At 58.6% G+C, this 25,307-nt stretch carries 23 protein-coding genes; 10 read left to right on the forward strand and 13 right to left on the reverse strand.

Features of this window, described 5'->3' with window-relative positions; all coding sequences use genetic code 11:
• The first annotated feature begins 144 nt into the window (after positions 1-144).
• Entirely contained in the window at positions 145-555 is a 411-nt protein-coding gene (locus tag FZE95_RS17550; RefSeq protein ID WP_150302121.1) for a phasin family protein, read from the forward strand.
• A 21-nt stretch (positions 556-576) separates the two neighbouring features.
• Positions 577-1,299, forward strand: a complete 723-nt coding sequence (locus FZE95_RS17555; RefSeq protein ID WP_150302122.1) for a phasin family protein — start codon at positions 577-579, stop codon at positions 1,297-1,299.
• 137 nt (positions 1,300-1,436) lie between these two features.
• Here FZE95_RS17555 and FZE95_RS17560 read toward each other — a convergent pair whose 3' ends face one another.
• From FZE95_RS17560 to FZE95_RS17595, 8 genes are all read right to left on the reverse strand, one after another.
• A complete protein-coding gene (locus tag FZE95_RS17560; RefSeq protein ID WP_150302123.1) occupies positions 1,437-2,051 on the reverse strand; it encodes a TetR/AcrR family transcriptional regulator in 615 nt (204 codons plus the stop codon).
• A gap of 29 nt (positions 2,052-2,080) precedes the next feature.
• Entirely contained in the window at positions 2,081-3,712 is a 1,632-nt protein-coding gene (locus tag FZE95_RS17565; protein WP_150302124.1) for a PHA/PHB synthase family protein, read from the reverse strand.
• Between the two features lie 212 nt (positions 3,713-3,924).
• A complete protein-coding gene (locus FZE95_RS17570) occupies positions 3,925-4,305 on the reverse strand; it encodes a gamma-butyrobetaine hydroxylase-like domain-containing protein (RefSeq protein ID WP_150302125.1) in 381 nt (126 codons plus the stop codon).
• A gap of 237 nt (positions 4,306-4,542) precedes the next feature.
• Positions 4,543-5,883 (reverse strand): ATP-dependent protease ATPase subunit HslU, encoded by a 1,341-nt coding sequence (gene hslU / locus FZE95_RS17575; RefSeq protein WP_150302126.1) that lies wholly within the window; start codon positions 5,881-5,883, stop codon positions 4,543-4,545.
• 16 nt (positions 5,884-5,899) lie between these two features.
• Positions 5,900-6,433, reverse strand: a complete 534-nt coding sequence (hslV, locus tag FZE95_RS17580; protein ID WP_150302127.1) for an ATP-dependent protease subunit HslV — start codon at positions 6,431-6,433, stop codon at positions 5,900-5,902.
• 251 nt (positions 6,434-6,684) lie between these two features.
• Positions 6,685-7,275 (reverse strand): SPOR domain-containing protein, encoded by a 591-nt coding sequence (locus FZE95_RS17585; RefSeq protein WP_150302128.1) that lies wholly within the window; start codon positions 7,273-7,275, stop codon positions 6,685-6,687.
• Positions 7,276-7,280: 5 nt separating this feature from the next.
• Entirely contained in the window at positions 7,281-9,026 is a 1,746-nt protein-coding gene (gene argS / locus FZE95_RS17590; protein ID WP_150302129.1) for an arginine--tRNA ligase, read from the reverse strand.
• A gap of 374 nt (positions 9,027-9,400) precedes the next feature.
• Positions 9,401-11,659 (reverse strand): primosomal protein N', encoded by a 2,259-nt coding sequence (locus FZE95_RS17595; protein WP_150302130.1) that lies wholly within the window; start codon positions 11,657-11,659, stop codon positions 9,401-9,403.
• A gap of 191 nt (positions 11,660-11,850) precedes the next feature.
• On the opposite strand from FZE95_RS17595, the gene rpmE reads away from it, so the two are divergent.
• From rpmE to FZE95_RS17610, 3 genes are all read left to right on the forward strand, one after another.
• Positions 11,851-12,066 (forward strand): 50S ribosomal protein L31, encoded by a 216-nt coding sequence (gene rpmE / locus FZE95_RS17600; protein ID WP_150302131.1) that lies wholly within the window; start codon positions 11,851-11,853, stop codon positions 12,064-12,066.
• Positions 12,067-12,089: 23 nt separating this feature from the next.
• Entirely contained in the window at positions 12,090-12,869 is a 780-nt protein-coding gene (locus FZE95_RS17605) for a thermonuclease family protein (RefSeq protein WP_150302132.1), read from the forward strand.
• A 156-nt stretch (positions 12,870-13,025) separates the two neighbouring features.
• Positions 13,026-14,288: a malic enzyme-like NAD(P)-binding protein gene (locus tag FZE95_RS17610; RefSeq protein WP_150302133.1), complete on the forward strand. Its 1,263-nt coding sequence runs from the start codon at positions 13,026-13,028 to the stop codon at positions 14,286-14,288.
• Positions 14,289-14,339: 51 nt separating this feature from the next.
• On the opposite strand, the gene FZE95_RS17615 is transcribed toward FZE95_RS17610, so the two are convergent.
• The 5 genes from FZE95_RS17615 to fmdA all read right to left on the reverse strand — a co-directional run bounded on the left by FZE95_RS17615 (position 14,340) and on the right by fmdA (position 19,870).
• Positions 14,340-15,413 (reverse strand): AAA family ATPase, encoded by a 1,074-nt coding sequence (locus FZE95_RS17615; protein WP_150302134.1) that lies wholly within the window; start codon positions 15,411-15,413, stop codon positions 14,340-14,342.
• A 66-nt stretch (positions 15,414-15,479) separates the two neighbouring features.
• Positions 15,480-16,526 (reverse strand): aliphatic amidase, encoded by a 1,047-nt coding sequence (locus FZE95_RS17620; protein ID WP_150302135.1) that lies wholly within the window; start codon positions 16,524-16,526, stop codon positions 15,480-15,482.
• A 24-nt stretch (positions 16,527-16,550) separates the two neighbouring features.
• Positions 16,551-18,191, reverse strand: coding sequence for a sigma-54-dependent Fis family transcriptional regulator (locus tag FZE95_RS17625; protein WP_150302136.1), 1,641 nt, complete (start codon positions 18,189-18,191; stop codon positions 16,551-16,553).
• 54 nt (positions 18,192-18,245) lie between these two features.
• A complete protein-coding gene (locus FZE95_RS17630; RefSeq protein ID WP_150302137.1) occupies positions 18,246-18,569 on the reverse strand; it encodes an FmdB family zinc ribbon protein in 324 nt (107 codons plus the stop codon).
• Between the two features lie 71 nt (positions 18,570-18,640).
• Positions 18,641-19,870, reverse strand: coding sequence for a formamidase (gene fmdA, locus FZE95_RS17635; RefSeq protein ID WP_150302138.1), 1,230 nt, complete (start codon positions 19,868-19,870; stop codon positions 18,641-18,643).
• A 442-nt stretch (positions 19,871-20,312) separates the two neighbouring features.
• Here fmdA and urtA point away from each other — a divergent pair, with 442 nt between their 5' ends.
• From urtA to urtE, 5 genes are read left to right on the forward strand one after another with little or no spacing between them, the layout of a single operon-like run.
• Complete coding sequence (urtA, locus tag FZE95_RS17640) at positions 20,313-21,557, forward strand: urea ABC transporter substrate-binding protein (RefSeq protein ID WP_150302139.1); 1,245 nt, start codon at positions 20,313-20,315, stop codon at positions 21,555-21,557.
• A gap of 58 nt (positions 21,558-21,615) precedes the next feature.
• Positions 21,616-22,536 (forward strand): urea ABC transporter permease subunit UrtB, encoded by a 921-nt coding sequence (gene urtB, locus FZE95_RS17645; RefSeq protein ID WP_150302140.1) that lies wholly within the window; start codon positions 21,616-21,618, stop codon positions 22,534-22,536.
• Positions 22,537-22,563: 27 nt separating this feature from the next.
• Complete coding sequence (gene urtC, locus FZE95_RS17650; protein WP_150302141.1) at positions 22,564-23,733, forward strand: urea ABC transporter permease subunit UrtC; 1,170 nt, start codon at positions 22,564-22,566, stop codon at positions 23,731-23,733.
• Positions 23,730-24,470 carry an urea ABC transporter ATP-binding protein UrtD gene (gene urtD, locus FZE95_RS17655; RefSeq protein ID WP_150302142.1) on the forward strand — a complete coding sequence of 247 codons (741 nt, stop codon included), beginning with the start codon at positions 23,730-23,732 and terminating at the stop codon, positions 24,468-24,470. Before urtC ends, urtD begins: the two co-directional genes overlap by 4 nt.
• A gap of 15 nt (positions 24,471-24,485) precedes the next feature.
• A complete protein-coding gene (gene urtE / locus FZE95_RS17660) occupies positions 24,486-25,175 on the forward strand; it encodes an urea ABC transporter ATP-binding subunit UrtE (protein ID WP_150302143.1) in 690 nt (229 codons plus the stop codon).
• Positions 25,176-25,307: the final 132 nt, after the last annotated feature.

Consider the following 25,307-nt stretch of genomic DNA (forward strand, 5'->3'; position numbering starts at 1 on the left):
TGCTGACCTGGCATCGCGCCGCCGATGAACGGTCAGCAGACCTCTGTGATTAGTATGTTTTTTCTAATTCTCCGGCGTAGTTTGACCATCAGAAGCCGGTAATTGACTCGGCTTACGTCTCACTCAACAGTCGGGAGTTACACCATGGTCAAGCTCAATACCATCGAAGCAGAAGAAAATGCATTGGCGTTTGCTGGCGACGTGCGCAAATACGCTCACCAGATCTGGCTTGCTGGACTTGGCGTGTATGCCAAGGCCGGTAAGGACAGCGCCGACTACTTCAAGACACTGGTCAGCGAAGGCGAGCAGCTGGAGCAGAACAGCAAGGAATTCATTTCCGAGCGCATCGATGCTGCCGGCAGCAAGGTCGCCAGCCTGAAGGACCGCTTGCAGGAGCGTAACGGCGGGAATCTGCATAAAGTCGAAGAGATGTTCGACGAACGCGTGGCCTCGGCATTGGAGCGCATGGGTATTCCGAGCAAATCGGATATCGAACAGTTGTCCAACAAGCTGGACATGCTGAGCGCTTCGCTGAGATCGATGCAGGCCAAGTAAGCTTTCAGAGGAGGTGCTTCCATGACGGACGATAAAAAGCACGACAAGGAAAAATGGGCCAATGATCTGGAAAATTATTCACGGCAGATCTGGCTTGCTGGCCTGGGTGCCTATGCCAAGGTTGGCAAGGAACGGGTCAAGCTCTTCGAGACGCTGATCAAGGACGGCGAGGAAGCCGAGCAGACGGCCAAGGCCAATATCGAAAAAAAGGTCGGGGAGTTCAAATCTCGCGCAGGCAAGGCCAAGGATGGCGCTACTGACAGCTTCGAGTCTAAGGGTGACAAGCCCTGGAGTAGAGCCAGCGGCCGCTGGACTGAACTGGAAGCGGCGTTTGACAAGCGACTCGGAAGCGCTCTGTCCCGTCTGGGCATGCCTACTCGCAGCGAGCTGCAGGCTCTGGATGACAAGATCGAGGAATTGTCCAGACTGGTCAGTGAGTTGGGAGCGCACCGCGCAGCCAGCGTATCCCCCGCGCCTGCGCCAGCCTCACCGGCTGCCGAAGCAGTGCATGAAACGACCGATAAGCTGGAGACCGAGCCAGAGGTAGCTGCCGCCCCGGTCGCACCGGAGGAACCCGCCAAACTGGAGCCAGAGTTGGATACCAGGGCGAATGGCAAGTCGGCAGCAGCGAACAAGCAGCGTCCGACCAAGCCCAAGGCCGCAACCAAAGCCAAGGCGCCATCGAAGTCGGCTGCCGATGAGGGTTCAGACAAGAAGACGCAGCCGGGCGAGACGGGAACCTGACGTACCCCGTCTGACCCGCTGATGTGTCAGCTGGAACCAGAACCCGATCGGTGGCTACCGGTCGGGTTTTTTATTGGCAGGGTTAGGGTCTGTTGACGTTTCATCGCGGCTCGCGATGAGACGTCAATAGACCCTGGTTAGCTGTAACGGTCTATCAGCGTGCGCATCCAGTCCCGGCTGGGCTCATCAAGGTAGGGCAGCATCAATCCCAACACCTGGCGAACGGCTTGCGACGGTCCCATATCGTCGCGGCGTGTTACGCGTTGAAAATCCAGCCAGAACACAAACGTCTGGCAGAGGGCATCAAGCAGTCGTTCGATATCGGCATCGTCGGCGGTCAGATGTCCCTGCTCGCGCAGCGCCATCAACATATTGTTCAGACTGTCACGTAGGGCGGCCAGCCAATGTTGCATGGCGCGTCTGATGAAGTCGTAGCGCCCGGTCAGGTTGGACAGGTCCTGGAACAGGAAGCGAAAGTCGGTGATGGCTTCAAACAACAGGTGCATGAACAGCCAGTAGTCTTCGGGCTCGAGCTGTTGCGGGTCGCCACGCATTTCCAGCAGATCGCGGGTGTGATCCTGAAACTGCTCCACCAGGCTGACAAGCAGCGCTTCCTTGCCGCGAAAATGGTAGTAGAGGTTCCCGGGGCTGATATCCAGGTCGTTCGCGATATCCAGCGTGGTGACGTTCGGTTCACCGTGTTCGTTGAACAGTTCAAGCGCACACAGGAGGATGCGATCTCGCGTTTTCATGTGGTCCCCGTCATGTTGCCATCACGTTCCTATAGCTGATGTACGTAACGGCCTGGTGCCGGATATTGCGCTGGATAGGTTGTGTTGCCCATCACGGCCGGCGCGTTGCGTAAATCGCCGCTGTGGCCCCGGAGCCAGGTAACCCAATCAGGCCACCAACTACCCGCTTGCCGTTCGCTGGCGGCTTGCCATTGATCGATCGTCATGCCGGTTCTGGCCGCCGCGCTTTGATACCAGGCGCCTGGGTGGCCCGGCGGATTGACCAGGCTCTGGATGTGTCCACTATGGCTGAGCGTGAAGGTTTTATCGCCACCCAGACTGTCGCCCGGATAAGCGTTTTGCCAGGGCACGATGTGATCACGCTCGGCCCCTAGATGCCAGGATGGGGTTCGCAGTTTATCCAGTTCGATGGGAATACCATCGATTACCAGGGCGCCGGACACGCTCAGGGCGTCCCGCTCCAGCAGATCGAGCAGATCGTGAACCAGCTGAGCGGGCAACCGTGTGCTGTCCTGACTCCAGAAAGTCAGTGGGTCAGGCGGCCCTGGCTGAGCCAGCAGGTAACGCTGAAAGTGCGGCCACACCAGTTGCCCGGGGCGCAACCAGGCGAAGCCTGCAGCGAGCTGACGGTGATCAATGCAACCCTTGCGCCACGCAAGATTGCGCAGGCGCTGTCGCAGGGCCGGGCTGGCCAGCAAGCTCAACTCACTGTGCTGGAGAACATGCAGGGGTGTGCCAAGGTAACTTGCAGCGCTGACCGGGCTCGACATGTTCTGGCCGGTCAGCCAGCCCTGTAGCCCCAACCCTATTACCCCGCCACTGCACACCCCGAGCAGGTTTGCCTGTGGATTACCGGAGATGGCGCAAACTGTTTCCAGGGCGGCGGCAGCTGCTTGGACATAATGCGTCAGACCCCATGCCGCATTGCTCGGATTGGGATTGCGCCAGCTGATCATGAACACCTGCATACCCTGTGCGAGGGCGTAACGGGTCAAGCTGCTGTCGGGCTGCATATCGAGCAAGTAATAGCGATTGAGTGGTGGAGGGATAACCAGTAAAGGCACGGCATGCACTGCGCTGGTAAGCGGCAGGTACTGAATCAGTTCGAGTAGCGGCGTCCGGTGAACCACCTGTCCTGCCGTAGTCGCCAGATCCCGACCGACCAGAAGACTGTTGGGGTTACCCGCAGCTGGCAACACACGCTGAGCGACGATGTCTTCCAGCAGATTGCTGATACCTTCGCGCAGACAACTCCCGCCGGTTTGTTTCAGGCGTTCCGCCAAAGCGGGGTTGAAGGGGCTGTTGGACGGCGCAATTGCATCCTGAAGTTGCCGCAGGGCCAGTTTCAGTCGCGCTCGGTCATGAGCGGATACATCAAGCCCGTCCACCCAGCCATGGGTGCCTTTCATCCAGGCAGACCAGGCGCCCACAAGCCTGCGGCGTAATGGCCTTTGCCACGCGGGATGGGCAAAACGTGCGTCTTGCCAGACGGCTTCTTCGGTGGGCCTGCCGGTTAACGCGTCGCTAAGCTCAGCAAGCAGCGCCCGCGTGTGCTGTGCATGGTGGCAGGGTTGTGAGACCGCGGAGCCTGCCAGCTTGCGCAACGTCGCGGCTAAAGATCGCTCCAGATCGTCCAGTGAATGGTCGCTATGGCCTGACATCAAGCTTTCCTTGTCCTGGTCTCGTCGAGGATCGAGAGGGCGTCGATGCGTTGGAGCGAGGGTTGCTCAAGCGCTGCGTAGGGCAGCGGCCCGCTCAGCCGAGACCATTAACGCAACGGTATGCAGCAAGGACAAGAGACCTGTGCCGGCGATGTGAAGTTCCGCCGGTTGGAAGGGGAGCGTTTAATACATCAGAGCCTGGCTACACCCGATCAGGGTACGAAGCGCACCACTGCCTCGTCGGGATCGCGGCTGGCGCCGGCTTCGGCGAGCTGGTCAAGGTAGGCCTGCCACAAACGCTCCTGCTGCGTCGCAAGCTCGTAAAGATAATCCCAGCTATACAGCCCGGTTTCATGGCCGTCGTCGAATTCCAGTTTTACCGCGTAGTTGCCCACCTGCTCGATGCCCGTAAAGCCGACATGGATCTTGCCGGTCTGCAGCACAGGGTTGCCGTGCCCACGCACTTCAGCCGAAGGTGAATAGACCCGCAGGTATTCCGCCGGCAGCGAGTAACTTTGCCCATCGGCATAGCTGAGCATCAGGGTGCGGGAGGCCTTCTTGAGTTTGATATCGGTGGGGATTGCGGTATGCATGGCAGGGTCTCGGTCGCTGTGTTCAGGAGGATGGCTGGGTGGAGGTTCGGGTTAGGAGTTTAGGTTTGGGGCGCGGGGCTGAAAGCTTGAGGCTGGAAGCTGGAAGTCGTAGTGATGTGTGGGGGGCTCGAATTTGGTATGTCCCAAACTCGTCAACCGACAAACACTTCAACATTCAGGCTTCCAGCCTCCAGCCTCCAGCCTTTCGCTTCCAGCTTCCAGCTTCCAGCTAAACGATTAGAGGATATACCGCGACAGATCCTCGTTCACCGCCAGTTCCCCGAGATGCTCGTCAACATAAGCCGCATCGATAACCATCGCCTTGCCATCCTGGCTGGAGGCAAGGTCGGCGGCGCTGAAGGAAATCTCTTCCAGCAGGCGTTCGAGCACGGTGTGCAAACGGCGCGCGCCGATGTTTTCGGTCTTCTCGTTTACCTGCCAGGCGATTTCAGCCAGGCGGGCAATGGCGTCATCGGCAAACTCGATGCCCAATCCCTCGGTCTGCATCAGCGCGCGGTACTGTTCGGTCAGCGATGCATCCGGCTCGGTAAGAATGCGCTTGAAGTCATCCGGCGACAGCGATTGCAGCTCGACACGAATCGGCAGGCGGCCCTGCAGTTCCGGAATCAGATCCGACGGCTTGGTCAGATGAAAGGCACCTGAGGCGATGAACAGGATATGGTCAGTCTTGACCATGCCAAATTTGGTGTTCACCGTGCTGCCTTCGATCAGCGGCAGCAGGTCACGCTGTACCCCTTCCCGGGACACATCCGCACCGCTTCCGCTGTCGGCGCGCTTGCTGACCTTGTCGATCTCGTCGAGGAACACGATGCCGCTTTGCTCTACCACGTGGATGGCGCGGGTTTTCAGTTCGTCTTCGTTGACCAGGCGAGCGGCTTCCTCGTCACGGACCAACTTCATCGCATCCTTGACCTTAAGGGTACGGGTCTTGCGCTTGCCCTTGCCAAAGTTGGAGAACATGTTCTGCAGCTGGCTGGTCATTTCTTCCATGCCGGGCGGCGCCATGATGTCGACGCCGACTGGGGCGTCGGCCACTTCGATATCGATATCCTTGTCATCCAGCTGACCTTCACGCAGACGTTTGCGGAACAGCTGACGGGTGCTGGAATCTTCCCGGGCCGGCTCGTCACTTACGCCCTGGCGCGGCGGCGGCAGGAGCGCATCGAGAATCCGTTCCTCTGCAGCATCCTCGGCGCGGTGGCCCATCTTGCTCATTTCCTGTTCGCGCAGCATCTTTATCGCGGCATCGACCAGGTCACGGATAATCGACTCGACGTCGCGGCCAACGTAACCGACCTCAGTGAACTTGGTCGCTTCAACCTTGATAAAGGGCGCCTGCGCCAGCTTGGCCAGGCGGCGGGCAATTTCGGTCTTGCCGACACCGGTTGGCCCGATCATCAGAATATTCTTGGGGGTCACTTCATTGCGCAGCGCATCGGGCAGCTGCTGACGGCGCCAGCGGTTGCGCAGCGCAATGGCCACTGCGCGCTTGGCGTCCTGCTGACCAATGATGTGGCGGTCCAGCTCGTGGACAATTTCGCGGGGGGTCATGGACATGCTGATTCCGAACGCCTCAGGTATTGGCGTCCAGCTCCTCGATGGTCGGGTTGTGGTTGGTGAAGACGCAGATCTGGCCGGCTATGTTCAGGCTGGATTCCACGATCTCACGGGCTGACAGGTCGGTATGGCGCAGTAGCGCCAGGGCAGATGATTGAGCGAAGGGGCCGCCGGAGCCGATAGCAATCAGGCCGCCTTCTTCCGGCTCGATGACATCGCCATTGCCGGTGATGATCAGCGATGCATCCTTGTTGGCCACGGCCAGCAAGGCTTCAAGACGACGCAGGGCGCGATCGGTACGCCAATCCTTGGCCAGCTCGACGGCGGCGCGTACCAGGTTGCCCTGATGTTTTTCCAGTTGGGCTTCAAAGCGCTCGAACAGCGTGAAGGCGTCTGCGGTACCGCCAGCGAACCCGGCAATGACCTGATCCTTGTAGAGCCGGCGCACCTTGCGCGCGTTGCCTTTCATGACGGTGTTGCCGAGGGAAACCTGGCCGTCGCCACCGATTACCACTTTGCCGTGGCGGCGGACTGAAACGATAGTAGTCACACGCAGCTCCTGATTGGCTGTCAAAAGATCGGTGACACATGACTGCATCACCGCTTCGGAACCTCTGCAAAACTACTGCGCTTGGCCATGCTGCGTTGAAACCTCGCGAAAAATGCTCACTTACAACCGCGTAAGCTGCGCGTTTTCGCTCGATTTCGCCTTGCCTGACCTTCGCTCGTTACGTTTTGCAGAGATCCCCTAATGAAACCTATCTGGGGTCAGGAGCGCGGATTTCAAGCTGCAATTGCAGTTCAGCGTGTCTCGGAACGCTGTTGTAGCAGCAGATTGTCGTAACCGTTGCCGGCGAGGGTTTTTTGCGCCTCACTGACGCTGCTGCGATCCTGGAAGGGGCCTACCTGAACGCGGTACCAGGTTTCACCGTCGCCCAGCTTGGCATCTTCCAGTTTGACATCCAGCCCGAGCATGAGAATCTGCGCCCGCACCCGATCAGCATCGCCACGCTTGCGAAATGATCCGGCCTGCAGGAAAAACCGTGTACTGTCCTGCGGCTTGGCGACTTCTTCTTTTTTGGCCGGTGCAGGTGGCGCCTGCTTGGGCACTGAGGACTCGGGAACCAGCTGCTCGGATTCCGGCAGCAAGGTGTAGAAGTCGTAACGCGGCTGCGGCTCAGCAGGTTTTGTGGGCTTTTTCGGTTGTATCTGCGCTGGCGGATTCGTGTCGCGTTTGACAGTCTCCCGGCCGGGTTCCAGCTGGAACAGAAATGCCACAAAAATGCCTATAACCAGGCCACTGACCAGCCACAACCACGGCGGAATCCCTCGCCCGGCGGAAGCTTTAGCGCGGCTGGCGCCACGTACTGGGGCTTTGCGTCCTTTGGCCATACTGCTTACATGCGCTCCAAGGTTTCAATGCCGAGCAGAGTAAGGCCTTGCTGCAGTGTTCGTCCAGTCAGGGCGGCCAGGCGCAGACGGCTGTCGCGCTGGCTGGCCTGTTCGGCGGCAAGGATAGGGCAGCGTTCGTAGAAGCTGGAGAAGCGCCCGGCCAATTCGTACAAGTAATGGCAGAGTACGTGGGGTGTGCCTTCACGGGCGACGTAATTCAGGGTATTGCCGAACTGCGCCAGGTGAGCGGCCAGTTCGTTTTCGGCTTCCTCTTCGAGAACCAGTGGGCCGAGCTGGTCCAGCTGATCCATACCGCTGCCCAGTTTGCGGAACACGCTGGCGACGCGGGTATAGGCGTACATCAGATAGGGCGCAGTATTGCCATCGAAGCTGAGCATCTGCTCGAAGTTGAAGCTGTAATCGCTGCTGCGGTGCTTCGACAGATCGGCATACTTGACCGCGCCGATGCCCACTGCCCGGGCGATCTGGTTCAGCTCATCTTCGCCCAGTTCGGGATTCTTGTCCTTTACCAGCCGATGCGCCCGCAGCTCTGCTTCGTCGAGCAGGTCGATCAGCTTGACCGTGCCGCCATCGCGGGTCTTGAAGGGCCGCCCGTCAGCGCCATTCATGGTGCCGAAGCCCATGTGCTCAAGCTGCATGTCGGCGGGCACAAAGCCGGCCTTGCGCGCGACGGCAAAAACCTGCTGGAAATGCAGCGCCTGGCGCTGGTCGACGAAATACAGCACGCGGTCAGCCTGCAGCTGCTCATGGCGGTAGCGCATCGCAGCGAGATCGGTGGTGGCGTAGAGATATCCGCCGCCAGCCTTCTGAACAATCACGGGCAGGGGCTTGCCTTCGCTGTTCTTGAACTCATCGAGGAACACACAACGGGCGCCTTCGCTTTCAGTCAGCAACCCCTTGTCGGTAAGGCTGTCGACGACGTCAGCGAGCTTGTCGTTATAGGTGCTTTCGCCGCGCACGTCCTGCTCGCTCAGACTGACGCCCAAACGATCGTAAACGGCCTGACAGTGACCCAGTGAAATCGAATTGAAACGTTGCCAGAGGGCCAGGCATTGCGGGTCGCCGGCTTGTAGCTGAACAACGCGTTCACGGGCGCGGTTGGCGAACGCTTCGCTTTCATCGAAACGGCGCTTGGCCTGGCGGTAAAAGTTCTCCAGATCGCCGAGCTCAGATTCGGCGTCGGCCGGGTTTTCTTCCAGATAGGCCAGCAGCATGCCGAACTGTGTGCCCCAGTCGCCCACGTGGTTCTGGCGGATTACTTTGTGCCCGAGAAACTCCAGAATGCGCGCCACGGCGTCACCAATAATGGTGGAGCGCAAATGGCCAACGTGCATTTCCTTGGCCAGGTTAGGAGAGGAATAATCCACCACCACACGCTGCGCCGGATCTGCCTGCGCGACACCCAACCGGTCATCAGCCAGCGCTGCTTCCAACTGGCCTGCAAGCCAGCCTGAATCCTGAAAGAAGTTGATAAAGCCGGGACCGGCGATGCTGACGCTGGCGACGGCGTTGTGCTCAGGCAGCGCAGCAATCAGTTTTTCAGCCAGATCCCGGGGCTTCATACCGGCGGGCTTGGCCAGCATCATCGCAAGATTGCTGGCAAAATCGCCATGGGCCTTATCGCGGGCGGTCTCGACCTGAATGTTGGGCGTAAGGTCGGCGGGCAAAACGCCCTGGCTTTGCAGGCTGCTAACGGCGCTGGCAAGGAGCTGGCTGATGAGGTTTTTCATGGGTAATCGGGTATCCGGCAAATGCCTGTGGAAAACCCGGCATTATCCGTTTTCTAGAGCGGCTTGCCAAATCGCATTGTCGTTATAGGGGGTGCGGCGATGAGATCGGAGCTGATCGCCAGCTATCTGCCAGGATTACGCAAGACGCCGTGAACCCGTCCCTGGGGGCTTGGTGAAAACATCCCTGTTTTCAACACTTGCTCCACCCTGACAGACAGCTGGCTCGATCGGGCAGCGGTGTGGCGGCGAGTTCAACCGCGTCCTTGATATTCGCTACGTGCGAGTCAGGTTGAGCGAAGCACGGACACGTTCCCCTCTTTGAAAAAGGGGGGCTAGGGGGGATTTGCTTTTGAAGTCATCACGAACCACCCGCCCTAAAACATATCCAGCGGATCAACATCAATTGACCAGCGCACCTTGCGCGCAAGCGGATGCTGTTCCAGCTGTGGCAGCCAGTTATATAAAAGCTGGTGCATGGTCGAGCGCTGGTCGGCCTGAATCAGCAACTGCGCACGGAAACGCCCCGCCCGCCGCTCCATTGGGGAGGGGACCGGGCCGAGCAGGTCGACACCGGTCCAGTTACCGACTTCGCATATCTGTTCCGCGAGTTCGCAGGCCTCTTCGAGAAACTGGTTGGCGAGTGCGGCCGAATTGGCCTCGGCGCGCAGCAATGACAGGAAGCTGTAAGGAGGCAGGAGCGAAGCCTGGCGTGCGGCAAGTTCGCGCTCGGCGATCGCCGCGTAACCATGCTCGGTCAGATCAATCAACAAGGGATGCTCGGCCATGTGCGTCTGGATCAGTACCTGGCCGGGCTTGTCCGCACGCCCGGCACGTCCGGCCACCTGGGTGATCATCTGCGCCATGCGTTCGGGGCCGCGGAAATCAGCCGAGAACAGGCCGCCGTCGGCATCCAGAATGGCCACTAGCGTGACGTCGGGAAAGTGATGTCCCTTGGCAAGCATTTGCGTACCGACCAGCACGCAGGGCTCCCCGCTGTGAATGGTCTTGAGCATCGACTGCATGGCCTGTTTGCGGGACATGGTGTCGCGGTCGATGCGCAGCACCGGATAGTCCGGCAGGCAGTTGATCAGAAATTCTTCGGTGCGTTCGGTTCCCGCGCCTAACGGGCGCAGATCCTCTCCCGTGCATTTGGGGCAGACCCGGTCGACCGGGCGCTGGCTACCGCAGTGATGACAATGCAGATGGTGAGGCGACTGGTGCACCGTCATGCGCGCATCGCAGCGTTTGCATTCGGCAATCCAGCCGCAATCGTGGCACATCAGCGTCGGCGCAAAGCCGCGGCGGTTGATGAACACCAGCACCTGGTTGCCCTGGTTCAGATGGTCGCGCATTGCTTGCACCAGCGGCCGGGACAGGCCTGCATCCAGTGGACGACTGCGGATGTCCAGGCATTGAAAGCTGGGCGGCTGGGCGTTCCCGGCGCGCTGGGTCAGGCGCAGCAGTTGGTAGCGGCCGCGCTGTACGTTGTGCAGGCTTTCCAGTGAAGGCGTAGCCGAGCCAAGCAGAATCCCGATCTTTTCCAGGCGCGCCCGGTACACCGCCAGGTCCCGTGCGTTATAGCGAAGGCCTTCCTGCTGTTTATAGGACAGGTCATGTTCTTCATCGATGATGATCAGGCCGGGCCGGGCCAGCGGGGTGAAGATAGCCGAACGGGTGCCAATCACCACGCCAGCCTCGCCGTCGCGGGCGGCAATCCAGGCATCCAGGCGCTCGCGGTCATTCAGGCCGGAATGCAGGATGACCACCGGCACGCTGAAGCGGCGACGAAAGCGCTCCAGTGTCTGCGGCGTGAGGCCGATCTCCGGTATCAGCACCAGAGCCTGGCGGCCCTGGCGCAGGCAGTGTTCGATTGCCTGCAGGTAGATCTCGGTCTTGCCGCTGCCGGTTACGCCTTCCAGCAGCCAGGCCCGAAAGCCGGGCGCAGGCTGGTTACTTACCGACGCGTGTTCGGGCTCTTGCCTGGCAGGTAAAATCTCGGCGAGTACTGCCGCTTGTTCAGCATTGGCCGTTAACGGCGCTTCATGTAATAAAGGAAGGGGTTCGTGCACATGATGCTGCGACTGACTGGTCTGCCGCACCAGCCCCTTCTTTTCCAGCGCCTCGAGCGTGGCGCGTGCCAGCCCCCATTGGCTCAACAGGGCGTGGGACAAACCATGCGGATGTTGCTGCAGCGTCTGGATGGCGTGTTTCTGTTTGGCGGCGCGGCTGACCGCTGGATGTTCCGGGTAAGCGCCGGGCAATAATTGCCAGATCAGGTCCTGACGCGCCAGCGCTGGCTCGCCCTGGCGAAGCAGTATCGGCAGCGCGCTGCTCAAGGTGTCGCCCAGGCCGTGCTGATAATAGCTGGCCGTCCAGGTGCATAATTGCCAGAGCGAATCAGGTAGCAGCGGCTCGAAATCCAGCAGCTCCGTGGCGCGCTTGAGCTTGTTTTCCGGTACCTCGGAGCTATCGCTCACCTCCGCGATCAGGCCGACCAGTTGTCTGTTACCGAAGGGCACCCGAACGCGCAGGCCCGGACGCAGGGCTTCCAATGGCGTATTGGCTGGCGCAAGATAATCGAACAGGCGACGCAAGGGTGAAGGCAGGGCAACCTGCAGAATCGGGCCGGACACGGAACACTCCCTGAATAATTCGTGGCTGATGGTAGCACCAAGGCGCATTCCGAGGATGCTTGCGTCTGTGCTTGTTTCTGTTATCATCGCCGGCCTGTTTTCCGGTACCAGTGTATGGTAGCGGTGCGATTATCCAGTGCGGTGCCTGATCATGTTGGTCCGGTGGCGGCACAAAAAACCGAGGAATCACCATGAAAGCTGATCTGCATCCTGTGTACCAAGATCTCGAAGCGACCTGCAGCTGCGGTAACGTGATCAAGACCCGTTCCACACTGCGTGAAACTATCCACCTTGACGTGTGCTCCGAGTGCCACCCTTTCTACACCGGTAAGCAGAAGATGCTGGACACCGGTGGTCGTATCGAGCGCTTCAATCAGCGTTTCGGTGCACTCAGCACCAAGAAGTAAGGATCGGCTGCCAGATGTTGGCAATGCTCGATACCAGAAAGGCGCTCCTCACGGGCGCCTTTTTTATTGTCTGGCTTTCAGCCCAGTCAGTATTTGCCGATGCCTGCAAGCTCGTCGGCCCCAGCGAGCCGGTGTCGGTTCGCCATGTCATAGATGGCGATACCCTTGAACTGAGGGACGGTCGACGGCTCCGGTTGATCGGTATCAATACGCCCGAGATTGGCCGGCGAGGTGAAGCGTCCGAGCCCTTTGCGCAGGCGGCTCGTCGTCGGCTGCAGCAGCTGACCGACGCCCGGGAGCTGCTGCTGTCGGTCGGCGATGAACCCAGGGATCATTACGGACGCACGCTCGGCCATCTGTTTGCGGCGGGCGCCAATGTCGAAGCGCAACTTCTGCGCGAAGGGTTGGGCTATGCGTTGGCCGTTCCGCCAAATGTCGAACTGGTTGATTGCCATGCTGTGGCCGAGCGCGTTGCGCGCCAAGGTTCCCTGGGCGTGTGGAAAGGCGCTGCCTTCACGCCGGCGGCCAAGGTGGCCTCCGGTGGATTTCAGATTGTCCGCGGTCGGGTGCAATCGGTCAGCAAGGCAGGAAAGTACTACTGGTTGGAGCTTGACGGTCCGCTGGTGCTACGTATTGCCACTCGGGAGCTTGGCTATTTCAAAGAGCTCCAGGTCGAGAAGTTGGCGGGCAGCGAAGTTGAAGCACGCGGCTGGGTGATCGACCGTACCCGAGGCAGGTTGAAGCCGGGCCATAAGCCTTTCATGTTGCCCGCCAGTCATCCCCTCATGCTGCAGCGCTACTGATCCGCAGCGAAAACCATGCCTGCGTCGCTTCATTGCAATGACACATGGATATAAGAATATGTCCTTGACATTGATCTCATGAATGATCTTGTTCGTATAGTGGGTTTTCTGTATTCTCGGCCGTCCGCATGAGCAACCTGACCGGAAATTTTGAACATGTCTGATTTGAGAACCGATGCACTCGAGTACCATGCCCACCCGCGTCCGGGTAAGCTGAGCGTTGAGCTGACCAAGCCGACTGCCACTGCCCGGGACCTGGCGCTGGCCTACAGCCCTGGCGTTGCCGAGCCTGTCCGCGAGATTGCCAAGGACGCCAACAATGCCTACAAATACACTGGCAAGGGCAACCTGGTCGCAGTGATTTCCGACGGCACCGCTATCCTGGGTCTGGGTAACCTCGGCCCGCTGGCCAGCAAGCCGGTAATGGAAGGCAAGGGTGTGTTGTTCAAGCGTTTTGCCGGTGTCGATGTGTTCGATATCGAAGTCGAAGCGGAAAGCCCTCAAGCATTCATTGACACCGTCAAGCGCATTTCCTGCACTTTCGGTGGCATCAACCTGGAAGACATCAAGGCACCTGAGTGCTTTGAGATCGAACGCGCTCTGATCGAGCAGTGTGATATCCCGGTTTTCCATGACGACCAGCACGGTACTGCTATTGTTACCGCCGCAGCCATGATCAACGCGCTGGAGCTGGCCGACAAGAAAATCGAAGATGCCAAGATCGTCTGCCTGGGCGCCGGCGCTGCAGCTATCGCGTGCATGAAGCTGCTGGTGAGCCTCGGTTCCAGCGTCGAAAACATCTACATGCTCGACCGTAAAGGCGTGATCCACGCTGGCCGTGACGATCTGAACGAATACAAGGCAATCTTCGCCACTGAAACCGACAAGCGCACCCTGGCTGATGCCATGAAAGGCGCCGACGTATTTGTTGGTCTGTCCGGTCCGAACCTGCTGCAACCGGCTGAGCTGAAGTTGATGGCTGAGAACCCGATCGTATTCGCGTGCTCGAACCCCGATCCGGAAATCAACCCGGAGCTGGCCCATGCATCGCGTCCTGACGTGATCATGGCTACCGGTCGTTCTGACTACCCGAACCAGGTCAACAACGTGTTGGGCTTCCCATTCATCTTCCGTGGTGCACTGGATGTTCGTGCTACGCGCATCAACGAAGAAATGAAGATTGCTGCTGTACACGCCATCCGCAAGCTGGCCAAGGAGCCAGTACCGGAGTACGTCTCTGCAGCTTACGGCGGAATCAGCCTGGAATTCGGCCGGGACTACATCATTCCCAAGCCGATGGATGTCCGTCTGATCGAAGAAGTGCCTGCTGCTGTTGCTCAGGCTGCGATCGATTCCGGTGTGGCTACCCTGCCATACCCAGCTCATTACCCGCTGAAGTCAGTCGAAGACTGCATCTAGTTCAGCAGGTAAAGAAAACCCGCTTCGGCGGGTTTTTTTTGTGCCTGGGAATCAAGGCCCGCATGTCGAAGTGTTCGCCGAATGCAAAAGTTTTATCTGTATTCCATCTTGCCCCAGCGACGCCTGTATCACATTGCCGGCCTCCCAGTCGGGGTGATCCAACAGCAGGCGCGCCACTGCGGGCTCCAGATGATGACGAAAGGCCCGTGCCATGGAGCGTGCGCCGTAGCGCCGATCGAAGCCCTGTTCGCCCAGCCAGTGATGAAGATCGGGGCTGAGCACCAGCTGCAGGTGGCGTCGCGCCAGGCGCTGGTTCAATCGGGTCAACGCCAGACTTACCAGTTGCCCAACCTGCTCATCACCCAGTCGCTGAAAGCGCACCCGGTGATCTATACGGTTGAGAAATTCGGGCGAGAAGTGTTTTTCCAGCGCCTGGTCAATCAGTCTTGTTTCGCGGCGTAGTTGCCACGGGTTTGGTAGCAGCTTGCGCCACCCCTGTTGCTGGCGTTGTTGATAGGTCCACAGCGCCTGCGCGCCGATGTTGCTGGTCATGAAAATCAGACTGTTGCGAAAATCCAGGGTGGCAGTACCGGAACTGAGGCGCAGCTGGCCGTTATCAAAGATATTCATCAGGGCCCGCACCACCGGCTCGCTGGCCTTTTCCAGTTCATCGAACAGGACGATGCCGGGGGCGCTGTAACTGCCTTCGATCGCGGCCTTGTCGAAGAGTGTGGTGCCTTCCTTGCTGCCAACGTAGCCGGGTGGGGCACCGGTAAGGGAGGCGGCGTAGTGCTCCTGCGCCAGGGTATTCATGTCAATCCGACACAGCGCATCGGCTTTGCCATGAATCGCCTCGGCGAGCAGTCGCACGGTTTCGGTTTTGCCCACGCCAGTGGGTCCCATGAGCAGGATCACCGCGAGCGGTTTACGCGGATCGCCGAGTTCAGCCTTGATCACCATCAGGCTGGCTTCAATGGTATCGAGGGCGGCATCCTGGCCGACGATGCGTGAGCGCAGCAGCGTCATCACCTGCTGCGGATCAAAGCGAAAACGCGAGGTGTGCGTCAGCGGCAAGGTACCGCTGGCGCGCTGGTTTTGCTCCAGTACGTCATTGATGAAGGGCATGTCTCGCATCCTTGTCTGCGGCTTGTACGAAGCAGTCAAGCGGCCCCGTTGGGCCGCAGTTCAGCCTCAAGCGCCGGCTTCCCGGTCACGTCCGGGATGCGGGAGCTCCCCGACCGGGCAGTCAGCCACGCCGATGGTGCCGCGGGTCATTTTCTCCACATCCTGCTGCGCCTTTTCCGCATCCAGCACCCAGGTACGGTAGAAGTCGAACGGACAGTCCGCTACACCGCGATCACCGTCGCCGGAGTTGTACACACCGGTATAGCCACGGTGTAGCAACTTGAACAGATGGTTCTGCGACTGATCGTTGGTCCGCGCATCGCGGATCTGCGAGACGGATAGCTGGGCGTACTGAATGCCCATTTCCTCTTCGCCGCATTCGCCCAGGGTGCGACCGTCAAAGCCGATGATCGCCGAGTGACCAAAGTAGGAATACACGCCATCGAAGCCGCTGGCATTGGCCACGGCGACATAGCAGTTGTTGGCCCAGGCCATGCTTTTCGACATCATCACCTGCTGTTCCTTGGCCGGATACATGTAGCCCTGGCAACGTACGATCAATTCGGCGCCTTTCATCGCGCAGTCGCGCCAGATCTCCGGGTAATTACCGTCGTCGCAAATGATCAGGCTGATCTTCATGCCCTTGGGGCCTTCGGTGACATAGGTGCGGTCGCCGGGATACCACCCTTCGATCGGACACCAGGGAATACACTTGCGGTACTTCTGCACGATTTCGCCCTGATCGTTGATCAGCACCAGGGTGTTGTATGGCGCTTTATGCGGATGCTCTTCATGTTGTTCGCCGGTCAACGAGAAGATGCCCCAGGTGCGGGCCTGCTTGCAGGCTTCACTGAATATCCGGGTTTCGTCCCCTGGTATGGTGGTGGCGGTGGCCATCATTTCGTCGTTGTCGTACATGATGCCCATGGTGCTGTATTCCGGGAACACCACCAGGTCCATGCCGGGCAGCCCGCGCTTCATGCCGATAATCATGTCGGCAATCTTGCGGGCATTCTCCAATACCTCATCCCTGGTGTGCAGACGTGGCATCTTGTAGTTGACGACCGCCACACCAACAGTGTCCGGGCTGCTTGAAATATCACCGTGACGCATGGTTCTTTCTCCGTATCAAATGGGTCAGATGTGTGGGCGTTCGATACCCAGCTTGCTGACCCGGTAGCGAAGCTGCCTCAGGCTTATATTCAATCGCCGTGCAGCTTCGGATTGGTTGTTGTTGGTCAGCGCGAGCATGCTGCGGATGACCTCCGCTTCGTCCTGCTGGACCCAGTTATAGGAACGGCTGTAGCTGCGGCGGTCATCACCGGCGGCTTTTGGTTCGGGTACTGTCGCGATCACGTGCGGCAGGCCATGGGATCTTTGCGGAATGGTAATGGCGCTTTCCGAGGCCAGGCTCTGGTGGAGTTGCTCGCCGTTGATCAGATCCTGATCACTGGTCAGCGCGGTGCGTTCAAGCACGTTCTGTAGCTGGCGGATGTTGCCCGGCCAGTCAAACTGCTCCAGCACGGCGAAGGCATCCGCCGCCAGGCTCCAGTTGCGCTCGTAGTGATGATTGAGCTCGTTGAGAAAGTGCAGCGCCAATTGCCTGATATCGTCCTGGCGATCACGCAGGGGCGGAAGGTGCACCGGTACCACATGCAGCCGATAGAACAGATCCAGACGGAAGTTGCCCTGGTTGACCGACTCCTGCAGATTGACGTGGGTAGCGGTGATCACCCGGAAGTCCACCGGGACCGACTGCATGCTGCCGATCGGGTCGACCTTCTTTTCCTGTAACACGCGCAGCAGCTTGGATTGCAACGCGAGCGGCATATCGCCGATTTCATCGAGGAACAGCGTGCCCCGGTCGGCCTGGATGATCTTGCCCAGCTTGCTGTGCGAGGCGCCGGTGAAGGCACCTTTGACATGCCCAAACAGCTCGGACTCGAGAAGATCGGCCGGAATCGCAGCGCAGTTAATGCAAATAAAGGGTTGTTCCCGGCGGTCGCTTTGCTGGTGAATCATGCGCGCGAATTTTTCCTTGCCGGTCCCTGACTCGCCCAACAGCATGACCGGGGCATCGCTTCGTGCGACCTGAATGGCCGAACGCACCGCGTCCATCAGCGACTGGCTGGTGCCGAGAATGCCGTGCGCAAGGCTTTGTTTGAGCATCCCCTCGACAGCGATGCTGTGGCGAAGATGCTGGTTTTCCTTGACCAGATGAGCGGTCTGTTCCACGACGAAACTATGAATGCGCAGTAGCTGGCCGATCATCGCCGCCGCTACGCGCAGCAAGCTTATGTCGTTATCGAAGGGCCGTTCGTGCAATCCCTCACGCTGTACCGACAAGACGCCGATTGGCGTCCCGGTCTCGAGAATGGGTATGGCGATAAAGGCCATGCGGCCGCCCCGGTGGTGAGACAACTCGGTGATGCGGCGGATAAACAGCGGCTCCTTATCCACATCCGGCACCAGCCCGATGGAACCCGTACGCATGACGTAGCCGGTTACCCCCTCATTGAAGTTGAGGTTGAAGCGCCCGGCCTTCAGGTCGTCAATCGACAGGCCATAGGAATAACGCACCTGAAGGGTGCTGGTGGGCGCGTCCGGCAGGCTAACCCGGCCACAATTCAGACCATAGAGCTGCGACAGCAGCCGGAGCAGTCCCTGAATGGTGCGCGGCGCGTCCAGGGGTTTCTCCATCAGCTTGGCCATTTCCAGGATGACCACCAGTTCACGCTTCATCTGTTGGGTTACCCGTTCCGGGGAGGAAATCATCATGCTGTGCGGGCTCCGGTATCTGGGGTGAACGTCCCCGGCCCGGCTGCACAGCGGTTAGTGGCTGATCATCCAGGGACGGCGGGGGCCGGTTTGTTGCTTGAGTGCCGGCGGTTGTCCATCGGCGCGTGGCGTATGGCTACAAGCACCGGAACTGCAACAACTGTGCCCGTGGCTTACCTTCGGGGCATGGGCGCTGCGCTCGTTGGTCTCATGAGCGGTGCGTTGTTGTGTGTTGAGGATCTGCAGACGCGGCGCGCACACCAGCCGCTGCATGGCTTGTCCGCAGTCGGGACAGTTGCGCGGCGTATCGCGCTCGGCGCTGGGCAATAGCGCTTCGAAGACCCCGCACGCGGGGCAGTCGAAATCATAAATCGGCATATGGATGCTTCCTGACGGTGCAAAGGGGGCTGACGGGTTGCTCCATGGCGGAGCAACCGTTTATCAGCGCTTTATTTATTCCAGATGGCCGTAGGTATTTCGTCACCGCTGACCGCGAGGGTGGGTCCGTCGGCGTTGGGCTGGATGTCGAAGTCGAATATTTCGGTAGGAATCCATACCGTTGCGCAGACGTTGGGCACGTCGACGATGCCGCTGATGTGGCCCTGCACCGGTGCGGTGCCGAGGATCGAATAGGCCTGAGCGCCGCTGTAACCGAATTTTTTCAGGTACTCGATGGCGTTCAGGCAGGCCTGGCGATAGGCAACGTGGGCATCCAGGTAATGCTGCTTGCCGTTCTCGTCGACCGATATGCCTTCGAAGATCAGGTGCTTCTTGTAGCTGGGAGAAAGATCGCTTGGCTGGAAGATCGGATTCTTCACGGCATATTTTTTTACGCCGTCCTTGATCAGGTTGACCCTGACATGGATCCAGCCGGCCATCTCGATGGCGCCACAGAATGTGATCTCGCCGTCACCCTGGGAGAAGTGCAGATCGCCCATCGACAAGCCGCCGCCTTTTACATAGACGGGGAAGAACACACGCGAGCCCTTGGTCAGATCCTTGATATCGCAATTGCCGCCATGTTCACGCGGCGGTACGGTGCGCGCACCTTCCGCTGCGATCTTGCTGGCGACATCGCCGGCGGCGCGGCCAACATGCGCAGTGGGTGCGTAGGGCGGATTGGCCAGGCCGGGCACGCGTTCCGGGTCAGTATCAATCAGCGCCTGCTCACGGGTGTTCCATTCATCTAGTAGCTCCTGCGAGGGCAGGCAACCAATCAGGCCCGGGTGCATCAGGCCAATGAACTCGACCCCCGGAATATGGCGGGACTTGGTGTAGATGCCGTTGAAGTCCCAGATGGTTTTGCGCGCTTCGGGATAATGTTCGGTAAGAAAGCCGCCGCCGTTCTGCTTGGCAAACACGCCGTTGAAGCCCCACATCTGATCGGCAAAAGCCCCGATATCCAGAATGTCGACAACCAGCAGATCGCCCGGCTCGGCGCCCTCGACCGCTACCGGACCACTCAGGTAATGCACCTTGGTCAGGTCGACATCGCGGACGTCTTCGGCGCTGTCGTTATTGGCGATCTGGCCGCCAGTCCAGTCCATGCACTCGATAATGAAATCTGCCCCGGGCTTGACGGTTGCCACCATAGGCACGTCCGGGTGCCAGCGGTTATGAATGTTGTCGTGTTCCTTGGGACTCTTGCTCAGGTCGATCTTGATCAGTGTTTCAGCCATGACGGGGGCATCCTCTTTTTTGATGTTGCGTTTCGGTCCGGTCAATCGGTCCGGTATGACGCATAGAGCAGATGCCGTGCCAGCTTTGTCATTGGAAATAAAACATGTTTTAAAACAATGGGTTGTTGGCAGATTGTCAGCTACTAACAGCAGGGCTGCCGGCTCCGGGATGACAATGTCCAGCATTGGGCTATGACAATGGCATGACAATGTCAGAGCGCGCTATTTCGGAGCAGGCGCTGCGTTGCTCCGGTGAGGCGAGGACGGCTGTGACCAGAAATATAAACTTCCCGTATTACAACTATTTAGCTGCTTATTTGGCAAAATTTGCAGCGGGACAGGCTGAGATGGCACAGGGGTTGCTCAGGTGGATTCAACAGGCGAGTGAAGCGGGGGACTGGACATGCTCGCCAGTTACATCCAAATCAAGGAGAAGCACCTCATGCATGACTCAACTCGCAAGACGCCGGCCTGGAAGCGCCATCTGCTGGCAGTTGCCCTGGGCGCTGGCCTGGGCTTTGCTGGCGCCGCTGGCGCGGCGGACCACCCGACTGACAAGGTCAATACGACAGGCCTTGCCGTAAGCGATGACACCGTCAAGGTTGGCATCCTGCATTCCGTCACCGGCACCATGGCTATCAGTGAAACCGGCTCGGTCGAAGCTGAGAAGCTCGCCATCGAGCAGATCAACGCCATGGGTGGTGTGCTAGGGCGGCAGATTGAGGTAATCCAGGAGGACGGCGCGAGCGACTGGCCAACCTTCGCGGAAAAGTCTCGCAAGCTTCTCACCCAGGACAAGGTCGCAGCGGTGTTCGGTTGCTGGACCTCTGCATCTCGCAAAGCCGTACTACCGGTTTTTGAGAAAGAAAACGGGATACTCTATTACCCGACCTTTTATGAAGGGCTCGAGCAGTCCAAGAACGTGATCTATACAGGACAGGAAGCTACCCAGCAAAACCTCGCCGGACTGGACTGGATCGCCAAGGAAAAGGATGCCAAGACTTACTACCTCGTCGGTTCGGATTACATCTGGCCCCGCACCTCGAACAAGATCGCCCGCAAGCATATTGAGAACGTACTCGGCGGCGAAGTCATCGGCGAAGAGTATTACCCGCTCGGCAACACCAACTTCGGTTCACTTATCAACAAGATCCGCCTGAAAAAGCCTGATGTGGTTTACGCCAGCATCGTCGGCGGCTCCAACGTTGCCTGGTGGAAGCAGCTCAAGGCAGCAGGTATCACACCGGAACGTCAGACTATCGTTACCATCTCGGTCACTGAAGACGAAGTGCTGGGCATTGGTGGTGAAAACATCGCCGGTTATTACTCCTCGATGAAGTATTTCCAGTCACTGGAAAACGAGAACAACCAGGCGTTCGTCAAGGCGTTCAAGGCGCGCTGGGGTGAAGACAGCGTGATCGGTGACGTGACCCAGGCTGCCTATCTGGGACCCTGGTTGTGGAAAGCCGCTGTCGAGAAAGCGGGCAGCTTCGACGTTGATGCGGTGGCTGCGGCCTCTGCCGATATCGAGCTGGAAACTGCGCCCGAAGGTTACGTCAAGGTCCATGAAAACCATCACCTGTGGAGCAAGCTGCGCATGGGACAGTGGAAGGCTGATGGTCAGGCCGAGGTGGTGTACGAATCGGAACTGATCGAGCCGAACCCCTTCCCGGAAGGCTATCAATAAGCCACGTAGCAGATGCGGTCGATTACGACCGCATCGTCGGTAAATCAGGAGAGCCAATATGGGCGGTTATTCAGGGCAAGAGCTCGCGGCCATTTTTGTCATGCAGGGATTCAGTGGCCTGAGTCTATTCTGCGTCTTTCTGCTGATGGCCCTGGGATTGGCCATTATTTTCGGGCAGATGGGTGTTATCAATATGGCCCACGGGGAGTTTCTGACCCTCGGAGCCTACATTACCTGGCTGGTTTCCGAGCTGGCCACCACCTCGCCCTGGCTGCAGCAGGTCTACTTTCCCTTCGCAATTGTTGCAGCCTTCGCTGGGGCTTTCCTGCTCGGTTACATCGTTGAAAGATTGATGATCAGTCGTTTATATCATCGACCGCTGGACACACTGTTAGCGACCTGGGGCCTGGGATTGATTCTCCAGCAGATCTATCGCTCAACGTTTGGCCCGCGTGAAGTGAGTGTCGGCATGCCGGACTGGCTGATGGGCTCATGGGCGGTAAGCGACATGATCGACATTCCGCTCAATGGACTGTTCGTCATGGGGGTAACCCTGCTGATGACCGTAAGCGTAGTGATAATGATGTATCGCTCGCGCTGGGGCATCAAATTGCGCGCGACAACCCAGAACCGCTTGATGGCAAACGCGGCGGGCATCAATACCAAGCGCGTCGATCGTTTTACCTTCGCGTTGGGTTGCGGTATCGCCGGCGTTGCGGGCGCGGCGTTCACCACTATTGCGTCTACCGGCCCGACCACGGGTTCGCTCTATATCGTGGACACCTTTCTGGTGGTGGTATTTGGCGGCGCAGCGAGCTTGCTCGGTACCGTGGTATCGGCCTTCGGTATTGCCCAATCGCAGTCGATCCTCGAATTCTTCCTCAGCGGCTCCATGGCCAAGGTGATTACCTTGCTGGTCGTCGTCGGGATCCTGATGTTCCGTCCCCAGGGACTTTTTGCAAGCAAGGTGCGCCGCTGATTGGCGCGCCGGCTGGAGGTTAACGTGATGCAAAACTGGATTAGCGCATTCGGGGGGCGGCAGCGTCTACTGCAACTGGCCGCGCTGGCTGTTGTATTGCTCGTGGTGCTGCCGCTGACGCTGGATATCTTTCGCCTGAACCTGATCGGTAAATATCTGACCTACGCGTTTGTCGCGATCGGACTGGTGTTGTGCTGGGGTTACGGTGGAGTGCTTAGTCTGGGGCAGGGGATCTTCTTTGGCCTAGGCGGTTACTGCATGGCAATGTTTCTCAAACTTGAAGCTTCGAGTCCAGAAAACACCGCCATTCAGAGTACCCCAGGCATTCCTGATTTCATGGACTGGAACCAGATTACCGAGTTACCGATTTTCTGGATGCCCTTCCACAGTCTGACCTTGACCGTTCTGTTGATCCTGACTGTGCCGGCATTGTTCGCATTTGTGATCGGGGTAGCGATGTTCAAGCGCCGAGTCGGTGGGGTGTATTTCGCGATCATCACGCAGGCAATTGCTTCGATTGCGACCATTCTGATTATTGGCCAACAAGGTTACACCGGCGGGATCAACGGGATCACTGATCTGCGTACCCTGCTGGGTTGGGACATCCGTCCGGACAGCGCCAAATACATACTGTATTTCCTCTGTTGCGTGCTGTTGATTCTTTGTCTGTTGATTGGCCAGTTCGTGCTCAGCAGTCGCTACGGGAAACTGCTCATCGCCATGCGCGATCAGGAAGACCGGGTGCGGTTTTCCGGGTACGACGTCGCCAATATCAAGATCTTTGTCTTCGCGCTGGCTGGCATCTTCTCGGCCATTGGCGGAGCCATGTTTGCACTGCAGGTCGGCTTCATGTCTCCCACTTTTGTGGGCACCGTCGTCTCCATCGAAATGGTTATCTTCTGCGCAGTAGGCGGACGTCTCTCGCTGATTGGTGCGGTGTACGGCGCCTTGCTGGTCAACCTGGCGAAATCCCTGTTGTCGGAAAGCTTCCCGCAACTGTGGATCATCTTCATGGGTGCGTTGTTCATTGGCGTGGTGTTGCTGTTTCCGCGCGGCCTGGCCGGTCTTTATGAAGACTTCGTGCAGCCGCACATTGATCGTTTCCTCGCGTCACGGCGCAAGCCAGCGCTAGTCAAGCATGAGCAGGCAGCCGAGCCAGCGCCAACGAGTGGTAAGCCGCAGGAGGTGACGTCATGAGTGCTCCTATTTTATTGGCGGTCGAGGATCTCACCGTTTCGTTCGATGGCTTCAAGGCGGTCGATGGACTGAACCTCTATGTAGAGCGAAACGAAGTGCGCGTGGTAATCGGCCCCAATGGCGCCGGTAAAACCACGCTGCTGGACCTGATCTGCGGCAAAACACGTGCTACCTCAGGCTCCATCAGGTTCAAGGACACCGAGCTCACCAGGCTCGCGGAGAACAACATCGTCAAGGCAGGCGTGGGTCGAAAGTTCCAGACGCCATCCATCTACGAGAACCTGACGGTCCGGGAGAACCTGCAGCTGTCCTACCCAACCGGACGAACCGTTTTTGGCAGCCTGTTTTTTAAAGTCACTGACCAGGTACGGGAACGGGTCGAAGCGATCGCGGACGACATATTCCTGATCGATCGGCTCGATACCAGCGCGGGTTTGCTCAGTCACGGGCAAAAGCAGTGGCTGGAGATCGGCATGTTGCTGATTCAGGATCCGGAGCTGTTGATGCTTGACGAGCCAGTAGCGGGCATGAGCGTTTCCGAACGCGAAGCCACCGCGGACCTGTTGCGCCGAATCAGTCAGAACCGTTCAGTCATCGTCATCGAGCACGACATGGATTTCGTCAAAGATATCGCGCACCGGGTAACCGTATTGCACCAGGGCAAATTACTGGCCGAAGGCAAGATGGATGACGTGCAGCGAAACGAGAAGGTTATCGAAGTGTACCTCGGTCATTAAATAGGGAGTCCGGACATGTTAAGTGTCAACGAACTGCGCGTCAGTTACGGCATGAGCGAAGTGATCCACGGGGTCTCATTGAACGTGGGGGCCAATGAAACGGTAGCTATCATGGGCCGCAATGGTATGGGCAAAACCACTCTGTTCAAATCGTTGATCGGTATGCTGCCAAGCACCGCGGGCGAAATATGCTTCCGGGGCGATGATTTGACCCGGGCGGAATCCTACCAGCGTGTGGCGAAGGGGATCGCCTATGTACCCCAGGGCAGAATGGTATTCCCTACGCTGACCGTGGAGGAAAATATCAAGGCCGGGCTGGAAGCGTCGGGACGCAAGAAAGTGCCGAACGATATCTATGAGCTGTTCCCGGTGTTGTTCGACATGCGTCATCGTAAAGCCGGAAACCTCTCCGGTGGTCAACAACAACAGCTGGCTATCGGGCGCGCGCTGGCGGCTGATCCCAAGGTGCTGCTGCTGGATGAACCAACGGAGGGCATTCAGCCTTCGATTATCAAACAGCTCGCAGTGACGTTGAATGAAATCAAGCAGCTGCGCAAGATCAGCATCGTCGTATCCGAGCAGGTATTGAGCTTCGCCACCGCCGTCGCTGATCGCATGCTGGTGATCGACAAGGGCAGAATCGTTCACGAAGCCGAAGGCGAGCAAATCGACAAGGCTTACATCAGCAAATTCCTCTCTGTTTAACCGCCGGATAAGCCCGTCCCTGTATAAGGAGCGGGCTTTATCGTCCCTTCGCTAGAAAGTTGCTTCAAACTGCTTGACGGCAAACGTCAGACGCCTATAATGCGCCTCTCTCAAGTCATGGCGCTACGGAAT

Origin of the sequence: Pseudomonas profundi (assembly GCF_008638305.1) — a bacterium.
In the GTDB taxonomy this organism is placed as follows: Bacteria; Pseudomonadota; Gammaproteobacteria; order Pseudomonadales; family Pseudomonadaceae; genus Halopseudomonas; species Halopseudomonas profundi.